This is a genomic window from Actinomadura viridis, from assembly GCF_015751755.1.
GTDB lineage: Bacteria > Actinomycetota > Actinomycetes > Streptosporangiales > Streptosporangiaceae > Spirillospora > Spirillospora viridis.
The window spans coordinates 8691103-8713155 of record NZ_JADOUA010000001.1 but is presented as its reverse complement, the minus strand read 5'-3'; the positions used below and the strand labels follow the sequence as shown (position 1 = coordinate 8713155).

General features: G+C 74.9%; 20 protein-coding genes and 1 tRNA gene. 6 read left to right on the top strand and 15 right to left on the bottom strand.

Features of this window, described 5'->3' with window-relative positions; translation table 11 throughout:
- The first annotated feature begins 13 nt into the window (after positions 1-13).
- A complete protein-coding gene (locus IW256_RS39605; RefSeq protein ID WP_197015821.1) occupies positions 14-1279 on the top strand; it encodes a cytochrome P450 family protein in 1266 nt (421 codons plus the stop codon).
- Positions 1280-1413: 134 nt separating this feature from the next.
- Here IW256_RS39605 and IW256_RS39600 read toward each other — a convergent pair whose 3' ends face one another.
- The 11 genes from IW256_RS39600 to IW256_RS39550 form a co-directional block, all read right to left on the bottom strand.
- The gene (locus IW256_RS39600) at positions 1414-1878 is read right to left on the bottom strand and encodes a DoxX family protein (RefSeq protein ID WP_197015820.1); all 465 of its coding nucleotides are present in this window, start codon (positions 1876-1878) and stop codon (positions 1414-1416) included.
- A gap of 87 nt (positions 1879-1965) precedes the next feature.
- Positions 1966-2850 (bottom strand): carbohydrate kinase family protein, encoded by an 885-nt coding sequence (locus tag IW256_RS39595; RefSeq protein ID WP_197015819.1) that lies wholly within the window; start codon positions 2848-2850, stop codon positions 1966-1968.
- A complete protein-coding gene (locus IW256_RS39590; RefSeq protein ID WP_197015818.1) occupies positions 2847-3776 on the bottom strand; it encodes a pseudouridine-5'-phosphate glycosidase in 930 nt (309 codons plus the stop codon). Before IW256_RS39590 ends, IW256_RS39595 begins: the two co-directional genes overlap by 4 nt.
- A gap of 86 nt (positions 3777-3862) precedes the next feature.
- Positions 3863-4924: a LacI family DNA-binding transcriptional regulator gene (locus IW256_RS39585; protein ID WP_197015817.1), complete on the bottom strand. Its 1062-nt coding sequence runs from the start codon at positions 4922-4924 to the stop codon at positions 3863-3865.
- 90 nt (positions 4925-5014) lie between these two features.
- On the bottom strand, positions 5015-6478 hold the full coding sequence (locus tag IW256_RS39580; RefSeq protein WP_197015816.1) for an SPFH domain-containing protein: 1464 nt from the start codon (positions 6476-6478) through the stop codon (positions 5015-5017).
- A gap of 136 nt (positions 6479-6614) precedes the next feature.
- Positions 6615-7790, bottom strand: a complete 1176-nt coding sequence (locus tag IW256_RS39575; protein ID WP_197015815.1) for an ADP-ribosylglycohydrolase family protein — start codon at positions 7788-7790, stop codon at positions 6615-6617.
- Positions 7791-7806: 16 nt separating this feature from the next.
- Positions 7807-10113, bottom strand: coding sequence for a transcriptional regulator (locus IW256_RS39570; protein ID WP_197015814.1), 2307 nt, complete (start codon positions 10111-10113; stop codon positions 7807-7809).
- Between the two features lies 1 nt (position 10114).
- Positions 10115-10186, bottom strand: a tRNA-Arg gene (locus tag IW256_RS39565).
- Positions 10187-10233: 47 nt separating this feature from the next.
- Complete coding sequence (locus IW256_RS39560; RefSeq protein WP_197015813.1) at positions 10234-11238, bottom strand: YihY/virulence factor BrkB family protein; 1005 nt, start codon at positions 11236-11238, stop codon at positions 10234-10236.
- Between the two features lie 73 nt (positions 11239-11311).
- Positions 11312-12055 carry a DUF3618 domain-containing protein gene (locus IW256_RS39555; protein ID WP_197015812.1) on the bottom strand — a complete coding sequence of 248 codons (744 nt, stop codon included), beginning with the start codon at positions 12053-12055 and terminating at the stop codon, positions 11312-11314.
- Entirely contained in the window at positions 12052-12546 is a 495-nt protein-coding gene (locus IW256_RS39550) for a phage holin family protein (protein ID WP_231404110.1), read from the bottom strand. Before IW256_RS39550 ends, IW256_RS39555 begins: the two co-directional genes overlap by 4 nt.
- A 216-nt stretch (positions 12547-12762) precedes the next feature.
- Between IW256_RS39550 and IW256_RS39545 the strand changes: the two genes are divergently transcribed.
- The 5 genes from IW256_RS39545 (at position 12763) to IW256_RS39525 (ending at position 18026) form a co-directional block, all read left to right on the top strand.
- A complete protein-coding gene (locus IW256_RS39545; RefSeq protein WP_231404109.1) occupies positions 12763-13527 on the top strand; it encodes a L,D-transpeptidase in 765 nt (254 codons plus the stop codon).
- A gap of 68 nt (positions 13528-13595) precedes the next feature.
- Positions 13596-14330 carry a choice-of-anchor P family protein gene (locus tag IW256_RS39540; protein ID WP_197015810.1) on the top strand — a complete coding sequence of 245 codons (735 nt, stop codon included), beginning with the start codon at positions 13596-13598 and terminating at the stop codon, positions 14328-14330.
- A 385-nt stretch (positions 14331-14715) separates the two neighbouring features.
- Positions 14716-15549 (top strand): IclR family transcriptional regulator, encoded by an 834-nt coding sequence (locus tag IW256_RS39535; RefSeq protein ID WP_197015809.1) that lies wholly within the window; start codon positions 14716-14718, stop codon positions 15547-15549.
- Between the two features lie 159 nt (positions 15550-15708).
- Positions 15709-17037, top strand: coding sequence for a glucarate dehydratase family protein (locus tag IW256_RS39530; protein ID WP_197015808.1), 1329 nt, complete (start codon positions 15709-15711; stop codon positions 17035-17037).
- Positions 17034-18026, top strand: a complete 993-nt coding sequence (locus tag IW256_RS39525) for a 2-hydroxyacid dehydrogenase (protein ID WP_197015807.1) — start codon at positions 17034-17036, stop codon at positions 18024-18026. Before IW256_RS39530 ends, IW256_RS39525 begins: the two co-directional genes overlap by 4 nt.
- Before the next feature lie 68 nt (positions 18027-18094).
- On the opposite strand, the gene IW256_RS39520 is transcribed toward IW256_RS39525, so the two are convergent.
- Genes IW256_RS39520 through IW256_RS39505 form a run of 4 tightly spaced genes read right to left on the bottom strand, consistent with a single transcriptional unit; the run spans position 18095 to position 22044 of the window.
- On the bottom strand, positions 18095-19135 hold the full coding sequence (locus tag IW256_RS39520) for an ABC transporter ATP-binding protein (protein ID WP_197015806.1): 1041 nt from the start codon (positions 19133-19135) through the stop codon (positions 18095-18097).
- Complete coding sequence (locus IW256_RS39515; RefSeq protein WP_307829362.1) at positions 19128-20126, bottom strand: ABC transporter ATP-binding protein; 999 nt, start codon at positions 20124-20126, stop codon at positions 19128-19130. The genes IW256_RS39520 and IW256_RS39515 overlap by 8 nt, the downstream gene beginning before the upstream one ends.
- Positions 20123-21118 (bottom strand): ABC transporter permease, encoded by a 996-nt coding sequence (locus IW256_RS39510; RefSeq protein WP_231404108.1) that lies wholly within the window; start codon positions 21116-21118, stop codon positions 20123-20125. The genes IW256_RS39515 and IW256_RS39510 overlap by 4 nt, the downstream gene beginning before the upstream one ends.
- The gene (locus IW256_RS39505) at positions 21115-22044 is read right to left on the bottom strand and encodes an ABC transporter permease (protein WP_197015805.1); all 930 of its coding nucleotides are present in this window, start codon (positions 22042-22044) and stop codon (positions 21115-21117) included. Before IW256_RS39505 ends, IW256_RS39510 begins: the two co-directional genes overlap by 4 nt.
- Positions 22045-22053: the final 9 nt, after the last annotated feature.

Here is a 22053-nt window from a genome sequence, read left to right as displayed (position 1 = left end):
CCCTGGAGGCACCATGACCGCCCCGAGCACGGCCCCGTCCGCCGACGAGACACCGGTGATCACGCTCGATCCGACCGGCGCCGACCACATGGGCGAGGCGGCCCGGCTGCGGGCCGCCGGCCCGGTCGTCCGGGTGGTGCTGCCCGGGGGCCTGCGCGCCTGGGCGGTCACCACCCATGACCTGGTCGGCCGGCTGGTGCGGGACGAGCGGGTGAGCAAGGACTGGCGGGAGTGGACCGCCGTCAAGACCGGTGAGCTCGCCGACGACAACCCGATCGTCGGCATGATCAAGGTGACCAACATGGTGACCGCCGACGGCGCCGCGCACCACCGGCTGCGCCGCCCGGTCACCCGGACCTTCACCTCCCGCCGCGTCCAGACCCTCGCCCCGAGCATCGCCGCGACCACCGCCGAGCTGCTGGACGCGCTGCCCGGCCACGCCGGCCCGGACGGCGCGGTGGACCTGCGCGCGCACCTGTCGGTCCCGCTGCCGATGCGGGTGATCTGCGAGCTGCTCGGGGTGCCCGGCGGGCAGCGGGCCCGGCTGCGGCACCTGGTGGACACCATCTTCCGTACCGACACCACGCCCGAGCAGGTCGTCGCCGTGCAGGCCGACATCCCCCGGTTCCTCGGGGAGCTGATCGAACTGCGCACCCGCGAGCCGGGCGACGATCTGACCAGCGCGCTGATCGCCACCCGGGCCCAGGACCCCGAGAGCCTGTCGGACGAGGAGCTGGCCGGGACCCTGTGGGTGCTGCTCACCGCCGGGCACGAGACCACCATCGGCCTGATCACCAACGCCGTACGGGCCCTCCTCACCCATCCGGACCAGCTGGCAACGGTGCTCGGCGGCGGCGAGGACGCCTGGTCCGGGGTCGTCGAGGAGGTGCTGCGCTGGGACCCGCCGATCGGCAACTTCCTGGCCCGCTACCCGCTGGAGGACGTCGAGTACGCGGGCGTCACCATCCCCGCCGGGGACGCCATCATGGCCCCGTACACGGCGGTGGCGCGCGACCCCGAGCAGCACGGGCCGGACGCCGACCTGTTCGACCTCGCCCGCGAGCCGCGGGCCAAGCACCTGGCATTCGGTGACGGCCCCCACGTCTGCCTCGGCCCGCACCTGGCCCGCCTGGAGACCCGCATCGCGCTCCAGGCCCTCTTCGAGCGGTACCCGCGCCTGGAACCGGCGGCCGACCCCGCCGCCCTCCCCCCGGTGGCGAGCCTGTTCACCAACTCGGTGTCGACCCTGCCCGTACGGCTGGGCCCGGCGGCCTCCTGACGGCCGGGCCAGCGACGGCCGGGCCCACGACCGGCCGGGCCAGCGACGTCCGGAGGCGGAACGGCCGGCGCCAGGGCGTCCCGTGCGGTCACGGGGTGCCCTGGCGCACCGGCTGATCGGGGCGTGGCGGCCGGTCAGCGCTTGAGGAGGCCGTCCAGCAGCTCCCGGGTCCGGGCCCGGCGCTGCCAGGCGATCGCGCCGAACAGCACGCCGAAGGCGACGGGGAGCAGCGCCCAGGCGGGCTCGATCACGAGGATCTGGGTGAGCGCGGCGCCGATCATCAGCCCGATCAGCCCGGTCGCGGCGGCCCCGGCCAGCCGGGGGATCACCAGCCCGATCGCCCCGGCGGCCTCGACCACCCCGGTGAAGTAGCGGAACCACTGCCCGAAGCCGATCTCGTCGAAGGTCTCGATCGTGCTCGCCTCGCCGATGAGCTTGGGCAGCGCCGAGGCGAACAGCAGGAAGGCGAAGAGCAGGATCTGGGCCGTCCACAGGGCCCGGTTCACCGCGGGGCTCGGGCCGGCCGGGGCGGCGTCGGCGGTACGGGCGGCGTCGGCGGTACGGGCGGCGCGGGTGCGGTTCTGGGTGAAGGTGGCCATCGGTCTGTCCTCCGCTTGGTGCGTTGGTGCGCTGTCACCTACGCGTCGAGCGGCCGGAGGGGGGATCGACATCCCGCCGGAACTTTCTCAGGATTCTTTTCGCGGGCGGGCGCCGACGGCGGCGACGGCCCGGCCGGCGGCGGCCACGGCGCCGCGGGCGCAGTCCTCCAGGGGCCGCCCGGCCGCCCATCCGGCCAGGAACCCGGCGCAGAACGCGTCGCCTGCTCCAGTCGGGTCCACCACCTCCGCCGGGGCGCTGGGAAGCGCGAGCCGGGTCCCGTCGCGCGCGGCGACCAGCGCGCCCTCGGCGCCGAGCTTGAGCGCCACCACCGGGTGGTCGTCCAGCAGCGCCGCGGCCACGGCGGAGGGTTCGCGGGCACCGGTCAGCAGGCGGCCCTCGTCGAGGTTGGGGAAGATCAGCCGCGCCCCGCGGGCCCACGCACGGAACGCCTCCGGGCCGGCGTCGGCGAGGAAGGCCGCGGAGGCGGGGTCGACGGAGGTCGCGGCCCCGCGTTCCCGGGCCCGCCGCATCAGGTCCCCCGCCGCCGCCCTGACCCCCGGCTGGAAGAGCGAGTAGCCGGAGACGTGCAGCAGCGTGACCCCGTCGAGCAGGTCGTCGGGCAGGTCGGCGGCGGAGAGGTTGAGGTTGGCGCCGCGGTCGGTGTACATGTCGCGCCGGCCGCCGCGGGCCAGCACCACGATCCGGCCGGTGGGCGCGCCCGGGTCGGCGGCCAGGCGGGCGTCCACGCCGGCCGCGGCCAGGGCCGCGGTGTGCGCGGCGGCGTCGGCCGCGCCCACCCGTCCGGCGAACCGCACCCGCGCGCCCAGCGCGCCGAGCCAGGCGGCCTGGTTGGCGCCCGAGCCGCCCGGTCCGGCGGTGATCGCCGAGGGCGTGTCGGTGTCGGGGGCGGTGGGGCGCAGCGGCCGGACGACGATGTCGTCGATCACGTCGCCGACCACCAGGACCGTCATCGGCCCGGCGACCAGGCCCGCGCGATCCGCGCCGCCAGGGCCACGTTGGACCGGACGGCCCGGATGTTGGCCTCCAGGCTGGCCCCGGACGACGCCCGCTGGAAGTAGTCGAGCAGGAAGGGCGTGACCGGCTTGCCGTGCAGGCCCCTCGCGTCCGCCTCGGCGAGGGCCTCGTCCAGGATGCGGTCGTGCAGGACGGGGTCCAGCTGCTCGGCCGTGGGGAGCGGGTTGGCGACCACGATCGCCGAGTCCAGGCCGAAGCCGTCGGCGGCGGCCATCATCGCCGCCACCGTCTCCGGGTCGTCGGCCCGCCAGTCGACCGTGTGCCCCGACTCGGTCAGGTAGAAGCCGGGGAACCGCTCGGTGCCGTAACCGACGACGGTCACGCCCAGCGTCTCCAGGCGTTCCAGCGTGGCCGCCACGTCCAGGATCGACTTGACCCCGGCGCAGACCACGGTGATCGGGGTGCGGGCGAGCGTGGGCAGGTCGGCGGACTCGTCGAAGGTGGCCGCGGCGCCCCGGTGGACGCCGCCCAGCCCGCCGGTGGCGAAGACGCGGACGCCGGCGCGGCGGGCCAGGAACGCGGTGGCGGCCACGGTGGTCGCGGCGCTCGCCCCGGTCGCGACGGCGGCGGGCAGGTCGCGGACGCTCGCCTTGGCCACCCCGTCGCCGGACGCCATCCGTTCCAGCGCGGTGCGGGGCAGGCCGACCATCGGGCGGCCGTCGACCACGCCGACGGTCGCGGGGGTGACGCCGGCGGCGCGCAGCCCGGCCTCCAGCTCCAGCGCCACCTCCAGGTTGCGGGGCCGGGGCAGGCCGTGCGCGATGATCGTCGACTCCAGCGCGACGACCGGGCGCCCGGCCGCGAGAGCGTCGGCGACCTCGTCCGACGCGACGACGGGTGCGGAGGATCCAGGGAGGCTCACCGGCGGCACGGTAGCGGGACGAACGCCCCGAAGTAAAGCGCTTGACCTGACCACCGGAACGGCCCGGACGGCGAGTGCCGCAACGGTTACCGGGCGCCCCCGGCCCCGGCCCCGGGCCTCGGTTCGGACGGCCCCGCGGGCGGGGCCGTGCTGCCGCGTACCCGCAGCGTCGCCGGGAGCAGCGGGACGGCGGCGTCCATCGGCCGCCCGCCCATGACGCCCACCAGCAGCTCGGCCGCGCGGAACCCGAGGTCGAACGCCGACAGCCGCACCGTCGTCAGGGGCGGGCCGGTCACCGCCGAGAACGGCAGGTCGTCGAACGCCGCGACCGACAGCTCGCCGGGCACCGCGACCCCGAGCCGGCCCGCCGCGCGCAGGACGCCGTAGGCGTGCACGTCGGCCGCGCAGACCAGCGCCGTCACCCCGGCCGCCCGCCAGGCGTCCCAGCGGGCGGCGAACGCCTCGGCCGCGGCGTCGATGTCGGTGCGGCAGCGCACCGCGGGACCGGTGAAGCCGTGGCCGGCGGCCTCCCGGAGGCGGCGCTCCATACGGGCGCGGCGGACCTCGAACGTCGGCGCGCCGATGTCGGCGTCGAGGTAGCCGATCCGGGTGTGCCCCAGCCCCAGGAGGTGGTCGGCCAGGGCGAGGGCGCCGTCGTCGAGGGCGAATCCGACGTACGGGTGGTCGGCCTCGGGCGAGGGCCGGTCCAGCACGACCACCGGCGCCCGCCCGTCCAGCTCGCGGATCAGGTCGGCCGCGGGCGCCTCGGCCAGGATCCCCGCGACGCCCCCGGCCAGGAGCCGGTCCAGGCTCCCCGGGTCCGGGTCACGGACCGGATCGGCGATGATCAGGCTGAGCCGGTGCCCGCCGCCGAGCCCGGCCGCCACGCCCTGGGTGAGCTGGGAGAAGTAGGGGTTGGCGAGGTCGGGGACGATCAGCCCGACGCCGTGCCGGCGTCCGGTGGCCAGCTCGCGGGCGACCGCGTCCACCCGGTAGCCGAGCTCGTCCACGGCGGCGAGCACGCGGGCGCGGGTCCCGGCCGACACCCGGCCGTCCGCCTTGCCGTTGACGATCAGCGAGACGGTGGCGGTGGACACCCGGGCGAGACGGGCCACATCGGCCGCGGTGATCCGCTTCGCCGTGCGCATCGCGCCCCCTCGGTCAGGCCGCCCGGTTTCGAGGTCCCGGCCCACGGCGCTCGCCCGGCGGCTCGGCCGAGGCCACTTCGCGACGGGCCCTCAGCCGCCCGTCCGGCGCTCCCCTCCGGGCGTTCCGCCGGTCTCCCCGCCGGCCCCGCCGCCTCCGCCGGTGACCTCGCGCAGCGCGCCGACCACGGCGGCCAGCTGCGCGAGCAGGCCGGGCAGGCCGGTCGGATCGGCGCCGCCGATGGTCACCGAGCGCACCTCGGCGGGCTTGGGCAGCTTCTCCACGATCCCGGGCAGCGCGCGGATCAGGTCGGCCTGCACGCTGGCGGGGGTCCGCTCGTTCTCGATGCCGGCGCGGGCGCGGTCCCGTTCGAGCTTCATCAGGGACTGCTGGTGGTGGGCCTCCGTGCGGGCCCGGGCCACGGCCAGCTCGCCCTCGGCCTCCAGCAGCTTGAGCTCCTGCTCGCGCTCGATCCGCAGCCGTCCGGTCTCGGCCTCCTCGGCGTGCCGCTCGCGCTCCATCCGCAGCGCGTGCCGGGTGGTCTCGGCCTTCAGCTCGGCCACCTCGCGGGCGTCGTCGTGCTCGCGCCTGGTCCGCCGCAGCTTCTCGGCGGTGTCGGTGTCGAACCGCTCCGCCTCGTTGCGGGCGCGCAGCTCGGCCAGCTCCCGCTCGTACTCCAGCCGCTGGGTCTCCTTGAGCCGCCCGGCCGCCATCTCGCGCTGCGCGATGGCCTCCTCGGCCTGCAGCTCGGCCAGCCGGGCGATCTGGGCCTGCTCGGACCGGTAGGGCTTCTGCAGGTTCTCCCAGAGCCGGGACGAGCTGACCACGGCCTCCTTGATCTGCACCGTGACGATCCGCAGGCCGAGGCCCTGGTCGCTGTGGTCCTCGCCCTCGGCCACCGCGCGCAGCCGGGCGGTCAGCTCCTCGATGATGGGCTGCTTGTCGCTGAGGACGTCCCGCACGCCCATGGTGGAGACCTTGTCCTTGATCGCCGCCTCGGCCTGCTCCTTGAGCTGGAGGTTCACCAGCCGCATCGGGTCCTCGTCGTCCCCGAAGTCCAGCTTGCGGTAGGCGACGGAGAAGTCCTGGATGATCCACTGCACGTAGCCCTGGACCAGGACGCCCTGCAGTTCCTTGCAGATGCAGTACGCGTTGATCAGGATGGTCTGGGTCGCGCCCGGCACCACCAGGAAGGAGTCGGTGGCGGGGTTGAAGCGGAACGAGACGCCCAGCCCGATGTGCAGGGGCCTCTCCCGGCCGCGCCGGGTGTGCACCACGAACGCGTTCGGCGGGACCAGCACGTTCTTCCACCGCCAGAAGCCGCTGATCCGCACGTCCACCGGGCCCGGAGCGGACCCGCCCCGGTCGCCGGGGGCGCCGCCGCCCAGCGCGCGCTCGCGCTTGGCCAGCGGCCCGGCGGGCGGGGCGCTCCCCGGGGACGGCGGGGGCATCGCCGCGCCGGACGGACCGCGCCTGGCCTTGAGATCGTCCTCGAGCACGGCCTGCTGCGCGACGACCTGCTGGAGATAGGTGTTGCCCGGGTCCGGCCCGCTCATCGGCGCCTCCTCGCGATCGCCGATGAGTCTGCCGACGCCCCCGGGCCCCCGCAACCGGTTTGTGCGTACGGCCCGGTTTTAAGGCGTTCTTCCGGAACGTCCTTATCTCTCCCCTGTCGCGCCCTGGACTTCCCGGTCAGCCCGTCGGGTAGCGGTCCGCCCACGCCGTCTCGGGGGTGCCGTGGCCGTCCGGCCGCACCGGCGGGTCGAGGCTGAACTCCAGCGCGCAGTCCGCCGCCATCTGGACGACGGCGCGGCGCACCTCCAGCTCGGCCTGCCAGTGGCCGGGCAGGGCCACGCCGCCGTACCGGGCGCCCGCCAGGTTGCCCGCGACGGCGCCGGTGGAGTCGCTGTCACCGGAGTGGTTGACCGAGCGCAGCAGCACGTTCCGGCCGATCAGCACGGGGCGCCTGCGGGCGTTCCGCTCGGTCTCGGGGACGTCGGTCTCGGCGGTGAGCATGGCGTACACCGCGATCGCCAGGGCGGTGTGACCGGTGTAGCCGCTGCCGAGCGTGTCCACCCGTTCCGGCGTGGAGGGCCCCTCGGCCGCCAGGTCGACCGCCGCCTGGAGGGCCGCCGAGGTCTCCTCGTGGCCCCGGTGCCGGGCCAGTTCCCGGCGCGCGCGCTCCAGCGCGTCCTCGAACTCCATGCCGCGCAGCAGCCCCCAGACGAGCGCGGCGTGCACTCCGGCCGGCAGGTGGCCGCTGGGGTGCCCGTGGGTCAGGGCGGCGACCCGGGTCCCCAGGTCGAAGGCGACCTCGAAGCCGGCGGTCCCGAACCCGCACGGCGCCACCCGCATCACCCCGCCGCACCCCTTGGAGTCGTTGATGGGGTCCTCGGGCGTGCCCAGGGGGACGCGGGGCCGTTCGCTCTCCACCACCTTGAGGAGCGCGGACAGGGTGCTGCGCCCCGGCCCCCGCCGTACGCTGAGGGCCGGCTCCCGTCCGAACCAGCCACCGCCGTCCAGTTCCAGTGACGGCGGCGGGTCGATCGACTCCTGGCCGTGGTACCAGACCAGGTAGGCCGCCTGCACCATCCCGAGCGCCGCGCCGCCGATGCCTTTGGCCCGCTCCCGGAACGACGCCTGGAGGAGCGCCCGGGCGGTGAACATCGTCAGCTGGGTGTCGTCGGTGACGGCCCCCTTGGCCTTCCGGGACGAGCAGTACTCCGTCAGCCCCTCGGGGCCGTACCTCTCCCTGATCGCTGCGAGGGGGACGCCCTCGACGGGTGCTCCGAGGGCATCGCCGATGGCGCCGCCGAGCAGGCAGCCCAGCAGCCGGTCACGGTCGGGGTAGGGCAGGAGATCCGGCACGTGTCCACTTCCTCCGTCATCTGGTTCGCGGTGAGTAATCCGGCGCGAGGATCCAGTGGCGGAGACCGCCGCACCAGCCGAGGAAGCGGCGGGCCCCGGGGGGTGCGCCGCCGTCGAGGCTCCCGCCGACCAGGACGTGACGCAGCCCGGCGAGCACGGGCGCCAGCCGCGCGGTGACATGGTCCGGATGGCGCCGCGCCTCGTCCTGGATCCAGGCGGTCACGGCGATCTGGTCCTCTAGCCCGCACAGCGCCAGGAAGAACAGCGTCTGCCGCCACGCGTACGCGGCGTCCTTGACCGTGCCGAGCGGCCGGGGGTCGTGCTGGAGCCGCCCGGCCAGGCGGCACACCGTCGTGAACGCCCGGCGTGCCAGTTCGGGCCATCCCGGCGCCGGGTCCACGCCGATCGGGTGCACCAGCGCCGCGAGGTTGTGCGTGGTCAGGATCTGCGCCTGCTCGATCACCATGCCGTTGGCCGGGACCGAGTACAGGTTCGAGACCGCGCCGGCGCGCGCGGTGCACAGCGCGGCGAAGCCGGGCGAGCCGGGGCCCTCGGTCCTGCCGCGCCCGGCACCGTCACCGGCCTCCCGGACGGCCGCGTAGTCGATGCCGTAGTACCGCTCGTACAGGGTGCCTTCCAGCAGGTCGGCGGCCGTCAGCGCGGCGCGCGCGAACTTGGGCGAGAACGTGCCCATGAAGATGTCGGCGGCCAGCTCCTCGACGAAGGGGACGTCCAGGCGGGCCGCCCGGGCCAGCGCGGCGAGCTCCTTGACCAGCGTGTTGGGCAGGATGGTCCCCGGGAAGCCCTGGAGGGCCAGCTCGCCCAGCCGTACCAGCGCGGACGCCTGCGCCTCGCGGTCGCCGGCGCGTACCGCCCGGCGGGACGCGTGCACGGCCCGCACCCAGGGCAGCTCGTTCAGCTGGAACTGGCGCTCCAGGTTCAGCAGCAGCAGTGACCGCCGGTTGCGGAAGGCGCGGTAGAGGGCGGCCATCAGCGTGCGCAGGGCCTCGTCCCGGTACGCCTGCGCCGTCGTCCAGGCCACCAGCTGCGGCACCAGCTCGGCCATGGCCTCGGCCGACGGCACCACGCCGCGTTCGACCAGGGTGCCGAGCGGTGCCGCGAGGGCGGACTCCACGGTCCCCCGCAGGGACCGGGGGATGGCGGTGCCCTCGGCCACACCCGTACGGAGCGCCTCCTCGCCCGTCACCGGCCCGGTCAGCCGTTCCGGCTCGGTGATCCCGCCGTCCTGCGGCAGGGCGGACAGCCGCGCGAGCACGATCTGCGCCAGCGCGTGCAGCGTCGGGCGGGCCGCGATCGCGGCCTGCCGCTCGCGCAGCGCGGTGTGCCCGGCGGTGCCGGGCGCGCCGCGCCGCGCGATCATCTCGTCCACCGCGAGCTGGAGCAGGCCGCGCGTGCGCGGCCGCAGCCCGTCGCCCTCGACGGCCTCCTCCAGCGCCGTCCGCAGGATCGCCGGGTTCGCGTTGGGCCTGCGGTGCTTGGTGCACAGGGTGTGCCGCTCCGCCAGCGAGCGGTACCGCTCCAGGAGCGCGGCGCCGCGCTCGCGCCAGCCGGCGGGTTCCAGGCTCGCGACCCGCCCGTCCCGTACGGTCGCCGTCCAGTGCGCCAGCAGCTCGTCGGCGAACGGGTTCCAGACGGCCAGCGCCTCGTTCATCGTGTCGACCGCCCGGTTGGGCCGCCGCGCGCCGAGGGTGCGGCTCACCTCGCCGACGCTCGCCCGGTGGACGGTCTCCGCGCCGCGCGGCGGCGGGGCGTCGCCGGCCCACGGGCGCGGCGCGAACCGCAGCCGGCCGGCGAACGGCTCGATCTCCTCCAGCACCGCCAGCGCCGCGTTCCGGTCGCCCGCGCGCAGCAGCCAGGCCACCGCGAGCAGCGCGCCCTCCTCGGGGACGGTGATCTCGTACCGGCCCCCGTCCAGGAGCGCGTACAGCTCCGCCAGCCCGGCCTCGGACAGGTGGTGGTAGAAGAGGGCGCGGCGCTCGGCCGGGACGCCCGCGCGGCGGGCGGTCGCGGTCTCGTGCGGCAGCGGCGGCCCGCCGGCCGCCGCCCGGCCGGTCGCGAAACCGCCGCGCGCCACCTCGGGCGTGCCCCAGGCCGGGAGCCCCGAGACCGGGGCGCGGGTGCCGATCGACAGCGTTCCGGCGGCCATCCCGCTCAGGATCTCTTCCCACTGCCGGACGCGGGCCTCGGCACGCGTCCGGGTGGCCTCGTCCTCGTGCGTCTCCGCGGTGGAGAACGCCTTCGCCAGCTGGAGGCCCGGGTAGCCCGGGCCCACCGCTCTCACCTCGACGTCATCGCCGTCCATGCCAGCGTGGCGGGTTCCGCCCCCGCGCCCTCCGGGTCCGAAGCCCGGTGCTCTGCTGCTGAGCTACACGCTGTCGCGGAGCCCAGAGTACGAGCGCGATGATCGGCGACGCAACGGGATTCACGGCCGTCCGGGAGGGCCGCCGGGCGGGTCCGCGGCCTTGAACTCCCTGGCCTGCTTCTCGTCGAACGCTCGGGTGTCGCGCGGCTCGACGAAGGGCTCCCGCTCCTCCGGGGCGCCGCCGGCGATGGCCCGGCCCCGTTCGAGCTCGGCGTTCAGCTCGGCGCCCAGCAGGATGGCGAGGTTGGTGAGCCACAGCCAGACGAGGAAGATGATGATCCCGGCCAGGCTGCCGTAGGTCTTGTTGTACGAGGCGAAGTTGGCCACGTAGACGGCGAAGAGGCCGGACGCCGCCAGCCAGAGGCCGATCGCCAGCAGCCCGCCCGGTGTCACCAGGCGGAAACCGTGCTTGGCGTTGGGGGACGCCCAGTACAGCAGGGCGATCAGGAAGGCCACCACCAGGACGATGACGGGCCACTTGGCGATGTTCCAGGCCGTCACGGCCGCCGACCCCACTCCCAGGAGGTCGCCCAGCCTGCGGGCCAGCGGCCCCGACACCACCACGGCGATCGCCGAGGCGGACAGCAGCACGAGGGTGACCAGGGTGACCGCCACCCGGACCTGCAGCGTCTTCCAGATCGGGCGGCCCTCCGGGACGTCGTAGACGACGTTCGAGGCCCGCATGAACGCGGCGACGTAGCCGGAGGCCGACCACAGGGCCGCGAGCAGGCCCAGCAGGGCGACCACCCCGGCGCCGCCGCGGTCCCTTTCCAGCTGGGTCAGCGCGGTCACGAGCACCTGCCGTACCGAGCCGGGGGCCAGGGTGCCCGCGTTGGTGATCAACGACTGCGAGACCGACCGGCCGCTCAGCCCCACCAGCGAGACGACCACCAGCATCGCCGGGAAGATCGACAGCACCGAGTAGTAGGTGAGGGCCGCGGCCCAGTCCGACAGGTCGTCGCGCCGGTACTCGGCGAAGGTCCGTTTGATCACGGCCTTCCACGAGGTCGGTGGCGGGCCGGCCGGCCCGCCGTCGTCCTCTCGCCCCTTCAGCCGCCCGGCCATCGGCCGGTCACCTTACGCGCTCCCCGCCCGCGACGCGCTCTCCGCGGCGGTTCACGGAGCGCTTTCACAGGCCTCACCGCGCCCAGCGTCCCGCATTTCTTCCCATTGCCGACATTTTGCGCCCCGAGCCGATTTTGCCCGTTGCGCCCATACGAGGCGCCATGCCGGTACGCATGCGATTGATGGCCCGCATTCGGCGCATATAACGCCTGTAGCGCATGCCCTGGACGCCTCCGCCCCCCATGGTGGCCCACGGGGTGCGGCGCCCGCCCATGGCACGGGCCCGGACGTAACGCCGTACGGCGGGTCGGCCGTAGAAGGTCCCCGCGAAGCCGGGTCCGGGCCGCCCGGCCCCGAAGCGGATCCCGGCGCGGCGTGTCCGGCGGGCGGCCAGCAGCCTCGCCCGCTCCCAGCCGGTGAACTGGTGGGCCTGCGCCTGCATACGGCGCCGCATCAGGATCGCCGCCAGCGCGGCACCGGCCGCGCCCATGGCGACCAGCCCGGCGCGTGACCGCGGGGCCTCCTCCTCGCGCTCACGGCGGGCGCGTTCGGCCTCGGCCTCCTCGGCCAGCTCCCTGACGGCCGTCCGGGCCCGCTCGCGGCGCTCGCGCCGCCGCAGGCCGACACCGGCCCTCATCCGGTCCGCCCTCTCCCTGGCCCGCGCCTTGACGTCGGCCTTGGCGGCGAGCGCCTCGACGGTGTCGCCCAGCTCCCTGCGGGTCTGCTCGATCTCCTCGCGCAGGGCCGCCGTCCCGGCGGGCGTCTCTTCGTACTCGTACTCGTACTCGTACCGCTCGGGGAAGGTTCTCTGCGTCATCGGTGTGCCCTCTCCCTGATCTCTGCCATGTCCTGGCGCGCGCTCTCCAGAGCGCGTTCGGGCATCGGCGGGAAGCCGCGCGAGGTCTGGCTGCGGCCCATCAGCGCCAGGATGCCCGCGACGAGCAGCAGGAACCCGCCGATGATGAGCGCCGCGGCCCAGACCGGCAGGGCCAGCGAGATCGCCGCGATGGCCGCGGCCACCAGGGCACCGCCCCCGTAGAGGGCCATCACCCCGGCACCGCCGAAGAGCCCGGCCCCGGCGCCCGCGTGCTTGCCCTTGTCCTTGATCTCCGCCGCCGCCAGGCGAAGCTCCGCCCGGACGAGGTCGGAGAGCTGCTGGGTGGCCCGCGAGACCAGCTCGCCCACCTTCTGGTCCCCCGCACCGCGGCCCGCGGTCCGGTAGGCGGTCGCCCCGTCGCCGCCGGGGTGTTCACCGATCATCGTTCCGGTTGCCCTTTCGCCGCTCTCCAGCGGCCGTACCGTGCTCATCGATCTCAGCCCTCCCCTGTGTTGAGCGAGGTCGGACGCGTCCTTCGGTACCAAAGTTCCCGTTCCCCGTGTAGCCGTCCTAAACCCGCACGAGAGGCATTGAAGATTCCTTGAAATAGCGTGCAACCTCCTTCGTCCCCCGCGCGTATGTGTCAGCACAGAAGGCCGCAGGGGAGAAGAAAGGGCCCGTATATGAAGACGCCTGGTCGGAGATTCTTGGCGACTACGGCGGTCGCCGCGGCCGCGGCGACCGCCGTGGCCGGGTGCGGCGGCAAGGAGGGAACGACCGCGGCGTCCGGAGGGCCGGCGGACCCCGCCGCCGGGAAGCTGCCGCAGGCCACGACGTTCACCACCCTGAAGGGCCTGCCGCTGGACCAGGACCCGTTCGGGAAGAACGGCGGCACCGTCGTCCGCCCGAAGGCGCCGCTGCCGGTGTCGGCCCAGGCGGGCGGCCCGGCCGTGGCGACGCTGCCGGAGAAGCAGCTCGGCGGGCCCACCTGGGTCCCGGTGGTGGAGACCAGGGCCGGATGGAACCGGGTGCTGCTGCCCAGCCGCCCCAACCGGGTGACCGGGTGGATCCCCGGCACGCCCGACAAGGTGGAGACCGCGCGCAGCCCCCACGTCATCAAGGTCGACGTGAGCGACCGCCGCCTCACCCTCCTGGAGTCCGGACGCGAGGTGGGCGCCTGGACCGTGGCCGTGGGCGGCGCCAAGACGCCCACCCCGACCGGGCGGACGTTCCTGCTCGCGTCGCTGGCCCCGACCAAGCCCAGCTTCAGCCCGCTCATCCTGCCGGTCGGCGCCCACTCGGAGACCCTGGACACCTTCGGCGGCGGACCCGGCACCGTCGCCTTCCACGGGTGGAAGAACAAGGCCGACTTCGGCAAGGCCGTCAGCCACGGCTGCGTCCGGGTGCCCGCGGAGGCGCTGACCCGCCTCTCCAAGGCGCCGCTCGGCACTCCCGTCGAGATCGTGGACTGACCGGCACCCCGGTACTCCCCCGCATTCCCCATCCCCGGGGCTCCGGCCCCACGACCTAGGAGACACGCGTGCGTTTGAAGCATCTGACCAGGGCAGCCGCCATCGCCGGGGCCGTCGCCGTCCCGCTGTCCCTCGGCCTCACGCCGGGCGGCGCGCCGGAGGCCATGGCCTCCCCCGGCCCCGCCTCCTCGGCGTTCGGCCTGTCCGCCTCCGGCCCGGTGGCGCTCCCGCCGACCCCGGCGGTGGCCTCCACCGGGGCGGGCACCTCCAGGAGCCTGGCCGAGCTGCCGGCCAACCCGGTCGTCCAGGCCAGGGTCCTGAACGCCTCGGCCGGCAAGGCGCACGCCCGCGCCTCGGTCGCCGACCTGGCCGTCCCCAGGGCCGCCCTGAAGGCCGGCGCGGTCACCGCCAAGTGCGTCGGGGGCAAGGGCGTCTCCAACCTGGTCGAGGTGACCCTGAACGGCAAGCCGATCAAGGCCGCCGCCGCGCCCAACAGCGGCCTGACGGTGCGGCTGGACGGGGTCGGCACGGTCGCGCTCGTCCTGAACAAGCAGACCCGCGCGTCCGACGGCCGCCTCACCGTCACCGCCGTCGAGCTGACCCTGCCCGCCGGGCCGGGCCGCAACCAGGTGATCAGCGTCGCCTCGGCGACCTGCGGCCAGGGCGCGCCGCAGCCGGGGCCGTCCCAGCCCGGCGCCCCGGAGAAGCCGGAGCCCTCGCCGTCGGCCCCGCCGTCCACCTCCCCGCCCGGCGCGGCGCCGGTCCCGACCCCGGTCCCCGGCGACCTTCCGGTGACCGGCTGAACGGCTGACCGGCTGAACGAACCGGGGGATCCACCGCCGGGCGGCCCGGCCGTCCGGCGATCCGAGCGGCCGGCCGGGTGACGACCCGGCCGGCCTCGTCGGCAGGGATCGGCCGAGCGGCCGGCCGGCCCGTTCCGATGAGGCCCGAGGGGCTCGCGCCGTATGCGGCGCGAGCCCCTCTCGCATTCGCTCGAACCTTCCCGGGCTCAGGGGTTCCGGACCTCCAGGCGAACCCCGCCGCCCGGTAGATCACTTCGCCGCACGGGGGCGACCTGCGCCAAGCGAACCCCCCGCGCTTCTCTGAATGTAGACGGCGCCTCCCCATCTATTAGGCTGGCGCCGCGCCAGCCCTCACCTTCCCCCAGTGCTTCTGGAGGCCCGCACCATGGCCGCAACGTCCGACGAGTCACCGGGCATCGACGACAAGACCTCCGGAGTCCGCGAGGTCAAGTCGGCGGCGCGGACCCTGGAGCTGCTCGAACTGCTGGCCTCGCGGCAGAACCGCCCGGCCCGGCTGCGCGAGCTGACCGAGGCGCTGGGCGTCCCGCGCAGCAGCCTGTACGCGCTCCTGCGGACGCTGACCAAGCACGGCTGGGTGCGCACCGACGCCTCCGGGACGATGTACGGGATCGGCATCCGCGCGCTGCTGGTCGGCACCAGCTACCTGGACACCGACCCGCACCTGCGGATCGTCAAGCCGGTCCTGGACGAGCTGGGCGAGAAGCTGGACGAGACCTTCCATTTCGGGCGGCTGGACGGCTTCGACGTGGTGTACCTGGCGACCCGCGAGTCGGGCCAGTACCTCCGCCCCTACAGCAGGGTGGGACGGCGGCTTCCCGCGTACTGCACGGCGCTGGGCAAGGCTCTGCTCGCCGCGCGGCGGGACGGGGAGCTGGCCGCGCACATCCCCGCGACGCTGACCGCCTCGACGCCGCGCACCATCACCGACCGGGCCGCGCTGGAGGCCGATCTGGAGCGGACCCGCGAGCGGGGCCACGCCGTGGACGTCGAGGAGAACAGCCTCGGGCTGCACTGCTTCGGCTTCGCGCTGCGGTACTCCCCCGAGGGGCGACCGGCCCGGGACGCCATCAGCTGCTCGGTGCCGGTGGCCCGGCTCACGCCGGAACGGGAGGCGGAGATCGTCGAGGCGATGCGGGAGGCCCGCGCGCAGATCGAGCGGGGCGCCCCGCCGATCACCGAGGACTCCTGGCAGATCTGACCGCGTTCTTACGTCCCGGCCCACGGCGCTCGCCGTACGGCCGGGACTTCGCCTTGCCTGATGCTGCCCACATGACGAACCATCGTCTACACATGAAAACGTGGTCTGCTAGCGTAGCCGGACGTTGGATCCGTTCGGTGACGTGAAGGTGCCGCCCCCATGCCCAAGCCGCCCACCGCCCCCCACTCCCTTCCCCCCGTCCCCGGCGTCCCCTCCGGTCCGCGGCAGCGCGTCGCCGAGGTCACGATCACGCCGGTCGCGTTCCGGGACCCGCCGCTGCTCAACACCGTCGGCGTGCACGAGCCGTACGCGATCCGCGCGATCGTCGAGGTCCGGACCGACGAGGGGCTGACCGGCCTCGGTGAGACCTACGCCGACACCGCCCACCTGGCCCGGCTGCGCCGCGCGGCCGGGGAGATCGTCGGGACCGACGTCTGGGACGTCAACGAGCTGGCCCGCCGCGTCCGGGCGAGCCTGGCCGGGGACCGCGGCACCGGCGGCCACGGGATGGCCGGCATGGTCACCAACAGCAGCACCGCCGACGCCGTGCTGTCCCCGTTCGAGGTGGCCTGCATGGACGTCCAGGGGAAGGCGACCGGGCTGCCGGTCAGCGCGCTGCTCGGCGGCGCCGTCCGCGACCGGGTCGAGTACTCGGCCTACCTGTTCTACAAGTGGGACGCGCACCCCGGCCAGGAGCCCGACGCCTGGGGCGCGGCGCTCGACCCGGACGGGATCGTCGCGCAGGCCCGCCGGATGATCGACGCCTACGGCTTCTCCGCGATCAAGCTCAAGGGCGGGGTGTTCCCGCCCGAGGAGGAGATCGAGGCGATCCGGGCCCTGCGCCGCGCGTTCCCCGGCCACCCGCTGCGCATCGACCCGAACGGGGCCTGGACGGTCGAGACCTCGGTACGGGTCGGGCGGGAGCTGGAGGGCGTCCTGGAGTACCTGGAGGACCCGACCGCGGGCGTGGAGGGGATGGCCGAGGTCGCGCGCCGGGTGCCGATGCCGCTGGCCACCAACATGTGCGTGGTGGGCTTCGCCGACATCGAGCCCGCGGTGAAGCGGGACGCGGTGGGCGTCGTCCTGTCCGACCACCACTTCTGGGGCGGCCTGGGACGCTCGCGGCTGCTGGCGGGCATCTGCGAGACCTTCGGGCTCGGACTGTCCATGCACTCCAACTCCCACCTGGGCGTCAGCCTGGCCGCCATGACCCACCTGGCCGCCGCGTCACCGGCCCTGACGTACGCGTGCGACACCCACACCCCGTGGAAGGACCCGGACGAGGACGTGATCGCCGACGGGGCGCTCACCTTCTCCGAGGGCGCGCTCATCGTCCCCGACGGCCCCGGGCTCGGGGTCACGCTGGATCGTGACAGGCTCGCCCGGCTGCACGAGCGGTACGTCGAGTGCGGGGTGCGCGACCGGGACGACACCGGGTACATGCGCCGTGTCGACCCGTCGTACGAGAAGAAGCAGCCGCGCTGGTGACCGCGCCCGCCGCCCCGCTGAGGGTGCTGGTCACCGACCCGATCATCAGCCGCTTCGCGGCGGTCCTGGACGCGGGCGGGCACGAGACGGTGCTCGCCCCCGGCCGTCCGGACGAGGAGGTCGCCGCGGCCCTGCCCGGCACCGACGTGCTGGTCTGCTCGCGGATGACCGAGCCGATGGCCCGCGCCGCGACCGGGCTGCGGCTGGTCCAGGTCACCGGGGCCGGGTACGAGCGCATCGCCGTCGGCGCGCTGGCGCCGGGCGTCGCGGTGGCCAACACCTTCCACCACGGGCCGTCCATCGCCGAGCACGTGGTGATGGTCGCCCTCATGCTGTCCCGGCGGGTCCTGCGCAAGGACCGGCTGCTGCGCGAGGGCGTCTGGGAGTCGGTCACCACGGATCCGGACCTCCCGCTCGGCACCACCCTGGCCGGGCGGACGCTCGGGCTGGTGGGGCTGGGCGAGACCGGCGGGCGGGTCGCCCGGCTGGCCGCGGCGCTCGGCATGCGCGTCCAGGCGGTCCGGCGCGACCCCGCGGCTCCGCTGGCGGACGGCCCGCGCCTGGACCGCGTCCTGCCGCCCGGGGACCTTCCCGAGCTGCTGGAGACCTCCGACGTCGTCGTGGTGACGGTGCCGCTGACCGACCGCACCCGCGGCCTGATCGGGGCCGCCGAGCTGCGCCGGATGCGCCGTACCGCCTTCCTGATCAACGTGGCGCGCGGCCCGGTGGTGGACGAGCGGGCGCTGTACGAGGCGCTGGCCGAGGACCGGATCGCGGGCGCGGGCATCGACGTCTGGTGGCCGGACCCGGGAGGCACGGGCCGCGCCGGGAGCACGATGCCGTTCGAGCGGCTCGGCAACGTCGTGCTGACGCCGCACAACTCCGGCCACACGCGCGAGACGTTCGAGAACCGCGCCCGCGACATCGCCGCCAACATCGCGGCGCTCGCGGAGGGCCGCCCGCTGCGCAACGTCGTCCACCCCGGCTGACCGCACGCGAAAGGCGGCGGGCCCCTCCTCTCGCGGGAAAGGAGGGGCCCGCCGTCGCGCGCGGCGGTTCAGCGCGCGCCGCTCACGACCTCCAGGGGGAAGTGGCAGGCGGCCTGGTGGGCGGGGTCGTCACCGTCCGGGCCGGCCGGGACGTCCTGCGCGCAGACGTCGCGGGCGTACCGGCAGCGGGTCCGGAAACGGCAGCCGGACGGCGGGTTCAGCGGCGAGGGCACCTCGCCCTCCAGGATGATCCGCTCCCCGCGCACGCGCCCGGACACCTCCAGCTCGGGCGCCGCCGACAGCAGGGCCTCGGTGTACGGGTGCCGCGGCGCCTGGAAGACCTCCTCGGCCGTCCCGGTCTCGACGATCCGGCCGAGGTACATCACCGCCACCCGGTCGGCGACGTGCCGGACCACCGACAGGTCGTGCGAGATGAACACGTACGACACGCCGAGGGCGCGCTGCAGATCGTCCAGCAGGTTGAGGACCTGGGCCTGGACCGACAGGTCCAGCGCCGAGACCGGCTCGTCGCAGACGATCACCTCCGGGCCGAGCGCGAGCGCGCGGGCGATGCCGATGCGCTGGCGCTGGCCGCCGGAGAACTCCTGCGGGTAGCGGCCGGCGTCACCGTGCCGCAGCCCGACCAGGTCCAGCAGCTCCCGGACGCGCGCCTCCCGGTCCCGCCGCCCGGGCAGCACGTCGCGATGCGTCCGCCACGGCTCCGCGATGATCTCCGCCGCGGTCATCCGCGGGTTGAGCGAGGCGAACGGGTCCTGGAAGACCATCTGGACCCGGCGCCGCCAGGCCAGCAGCTCCTTGCCCTTCATCGTGAACGGGTCCACGCCGTCGAACCGCAGCGTTCCCTCGTCCGGGCGCTCCAGCAGGAGCAGCACCCGGGCCAGCGTGGACTTGCCGCAGCCGGACTCGCCGACCAGGCCGAGGGTCTCGCCGCGCCCGAGGGTCAGGTCGATCCCGTCCAGCGCCCGCAGGCGGTCCCTGCCCTCCTTGTTCTTGCGGACGCGGAAGGTCTTGGCCAGGCCCCGGGCCTCGATGACCGGGACGGGGGCGCCGGTGCCGGCGCTTCCGGACGCGGTCGCGGTGTCAGGCATGGGCCGGCTCCTTTGCGGGTCGGTCGGCGAAGTGGCAGGCGGCGGCGCGTCCCGGCGCGGTCTCGGCCAGGGCGGGACGGTCCTCCCGGCACCGGTCGGCCGCCATCGGGCAGCGGGCCTGGAAGGCGCACCCGTCAGGGATCAGGTGCAGCTCCGGCGGCCCGCCCTTGATCGACCGCAGCGGCTCGCCCCGCCCGATCCGGGCCGGGACCGACTCCAGCAGCCCCCGCGTGTACGGGTGCCGCGGATCGGCGAAGACCTCGGCGACCGGGCCGGTCTCCACGACCCGGCCGGCGTACATCACCGCGACGTGGTCGGCGTGCTCGGCGACCACCGCCAGGTCATGGGTGATCAGGACGACCGCCATGTCCCGTTCGGTGCGCAGCTCCCGCAGCAGCTCCATGATCTGCGCCTGGACGGTGACGTCGAGGGCGGTGGTGGGCTCGTCGGCCAGCAGCACGTCCGGGTCCAGCGCCACCGCCATCGCGATCAGCAGCCGCTGCCGCATCCCGCCGGAGAACTGGTGCGGGTAGGCCGACAGCCGGGCCCGGGGGTCGGGGATGCCGACCCGTTCCATCAGCTCCGCGGCCTTGGCCAGCGCCTCCTTGCGGGACAGCCCGCGGTGGATCCGGAACGGCTCGGCGAGCTGCGCCCCGACCGTCTGGACGGGGTTGAGCGCGGTGAGCGCGTCCTGGAAGACGATCGACAGGCCGGGCCCGGCGATCTTGCGCCGCGCGCCGCGGCCCAGCTTCAGCAGGTCGGTGCCGCCGAGCCGGACCGCCCCGCCGGCGACCTCGGCCACCGGGTCGAGCAGGCCGGCGACGGCCTGGGCGGTGATGCTCTTGCCGCAGCCGGACTCGCCGAGCAGGGCCAGGGTCTGGCCGCAGCGGACGGAGAAGCCGACGCCGTCGACGGCGCGGACCGTCCCGTGCGGGGTGCGCAGGTCGACCGAGAGGCCCTCGACCTCCAGCGCCACGCGGGAACCACTCACTGGGGCACCTCCGGAAGGGCGGCGGACCGGCCGCCGCGGCGGCTGCGGGGCAGGGCCAGCCGCCACCGCTGCGCGGGGTCGGTGGCCAGGCGGAACCAGGCGGCCAGCAGGGTGGCCGAGACCGTGGTGACGACGATGGCCAGGCCCGGGAGGACGGCCGTCCACCAGGCGGTCTGCAGGTACGTGCGGCCCTGCGCGACCATCAGGCCCCAGCTGACGTCGGGCGGCTGGATGCCGATGCCGAGGAAGCTGAGCGAGGACTCGGCCAGCATCACGAAGCAGAAGTCGACCGTGGCCACGGTCAGCAGGGTGGGCGCGACGACCGGCGCGACATGCCGGACGATCACCGCCCCGCTCCGGGTGCCGAACGTGCGGGCCGCGTCCACGAACAGCCGCCCGCGCAGCTCGGCCGACTCGGCGCGGGCGGTGCGCAGGTAGACCGGGATCCGGGCGATGGCCAGGACCGCGACGATGTTCACCGCGCTCGGCGAGAAGATGTACAGCACGACGACCGCGAGCAGCAGCGAGGGGAAGCTGAGGATGATATCGGCGATCCGCATCGACACGTTCTCCCGCCACCCCCGGTGGTAGCCGGCCCACATCCCCCAGGCGCCGCCGACGACCAGGGAGATCAGGACGGCCGGGACCGCCACCGACAGCGTGGTGCCGCCGGCGACGATCAGCCGGGCCAGCACGCTGCGGCCCAGGACGTCGCTGCCGAGCACGAACTCCCAGCCGTGTTCCAGGTGGAACGGCGGGGTGTTGGTGGCGTCCAGGTTCTGCCGGGTGGCCAGGTCGCCGATCAGCACGCGGCCCAGCGTGGTCGCCAGCACCACCATCAGCAGCACGGCGGCGGCCGCGGTGGCCACCCTGTCCCGCAGCAGCAGCCGCCACCACCGGACCCGGCGGGCCGGGGCGCGCGCCGCGCCGGCCGTGCCGCCGGCGGCGGTGTCGTCGAGGGTCGCCGTCATGGAGGCTCCGTTCTCGGTCATGCCGGGACCGCCTCCCGGACGCGCGCGTCCAGCAGGGCGTGGACCAGATCGATGAGGATGTTGAGGGCGAAGATCGTCACCGCGGTGACCAGCACGGCCGCCTGCAGCACCGCGAAGTCGCGCTGCAGGATGGAGTCGATCATCAGCTTGCCGATGCCCGGCCAGCCGAAGATCGTCTCGACCACCACGGCCCCGTTCACCAGGCCCACGGTCAGGTCGCCGGCGACGGTCAGGACGGGCGGGGCGGCGTTGCGCAGCGCGTGCCCGAAGACCACCCGCCTCTCGCTGGCCCCCTTGCTGCGCGCGACCTTCACGTACGGGGCCGACAGCGCCGAGACCATCGCGCCGCGTACCACCTGCACCAGCACGCCGAACGGCCGGATCAGCAGCGTGAGCAGCGGCAGCACCCAGACCTCGGGGCCGCCGACCACACCGGAGGTGGGCAGCCAGCCCAGCGTCACCGCGAACACCAGCACACCCATGATCGCGAACCAGAAGTCGGGCATGCTGGCCGCGGTCATCGACAGGAAGCCCGAGAGCCGGTCGGCCAGGGAGTTGGGCCGGTAGGCCGCCCAGCTGCCGATCACGACGGCGCCGGCGATGGCCAGCAGCATCGTGGCCCCGGCGAGCTGCAGCGTCGCGGGGAACGCGCGCAGCGCCATCCCCGCGGCGTCCTGCCCGGTGCGCAGCGACTCGCCGAAGTCGAGCGTGAACACGCCCCGGAGGTAGTCCCACAGCTGGACCAGGAGCGGCTGGTCGAACCCGTTGCGGTGCAGGAAGTCCGCGCGCATCTGCGGGGTGGCGCTGAGCGGCAGGTAGAGCTTGGCCGGGTCACCGGTGAGCCGGGCCAGGCAGAACACGCCGAGGATCACCACGACGAGCGGGAGGGCGCTGGAGACGACGCGCCTGCGGACGAAGGTCGGCATCACTGTTCC

Bases quoted from the DNA above. Each gene is read 5' to 3' on its own strand.
- IW256_RS39605 (WP_197015821.1), top strand. From the start codon at position 14: ATGACCGCCCCGAGCACGGCCCCGTCCGCCGACGAGACACCGGTGATC.
- IW256_RS39600 (WP_197015820.1), bottom strand. From the start codon at position 1,878: ATGGCCACCTTCACCCAGAACCGCACCCGCGCCGCCCGTACCGCCGAC.
- IW256_RS39595 (WP_197015819.1), bottom strand. From the start codon at position 2,850: ATGACGGTCCTGGTGGTCGGCGACGTGATCGACGACATCGTCGTCCGG.
- IW256_RS39585 (WP_197015817.1), bottom strand. From the start codon at position 4,924: ATGCGCACGGCGAAGCGGATCACCGCGGCCGATGTGGCCCGTCTCGCC.
- IW256_RS39580 (WP_197015816.1), bottom strand. From the start codon at position 6,478: ATGAGCGGGCCGGACCCGGGCAACACCTATCTCCAGCAGGTCGTCGCG.
- IW256_RS39570 (WP_197015814.1), bottom strand. From the start codon at position 10,113: ATGGACGGCGATGACGTCGAGGTGAGAGCGGTGGGCCCGGGCTACCCG.
- IW256_RS39560 (WP_197015813.1), bottom strand. From the start codon at position 11,238: ATGGCCGGGCGGCTGAAGGGGCGAGAGGACGACGGCGGGCCGGCCGGC.
- IW256_RS39555 (WP_197015812.1), bottom strand. From the start codon at position 12,055: ATGACGCAGAGAACCTTCCCCGAGCGGTACGAGTACGAGTACGAGTAC.
- IW256_RS39550 (WP_231404110.1), bottom strand. From the start codon at position 12,546: ATGAGCACGGTACGGCCGCTGGAGAGCGGCGAAAGGGCAACCGGAACG.
- IW256_RS39535 (WP_197015809.1), top strand. From the start codon at position 14,716: ATGGCCGCAACGTCCGACGAGTCACCGGGCATCGACGACAAGACCTCC.
- IW256_RS39530 (WP_197015808.1), top strand. From the start codon at position 15,709: ATGCCCAAGCCGCCCACCGCCCCCCACTCCCTTCCCCCCGTCCCCGGC.
- IW256_RS39520 (WP_197015806.1), bottom strand. From the start codon at position 19,135: ATGCCTGACACCGCGACCGCGTCCGGAAGCGCCGGCACCGGCGCCCCC.
- IW256_RS39510 (WP_231404108.1), bottom strand. From the start codon at position 21,118: ATGACCGAGAACGGAGCCTCCATGACGGCGACCCTCGACGACACCGCC.
- IW256_RS39505 (WP_197015805.1), bottom strand. From the start codon at position 22,044: ATGCCGACCTTCGTCCGCAGGCGCGTCGTCTCCAGCGCCCTCCCGCTC.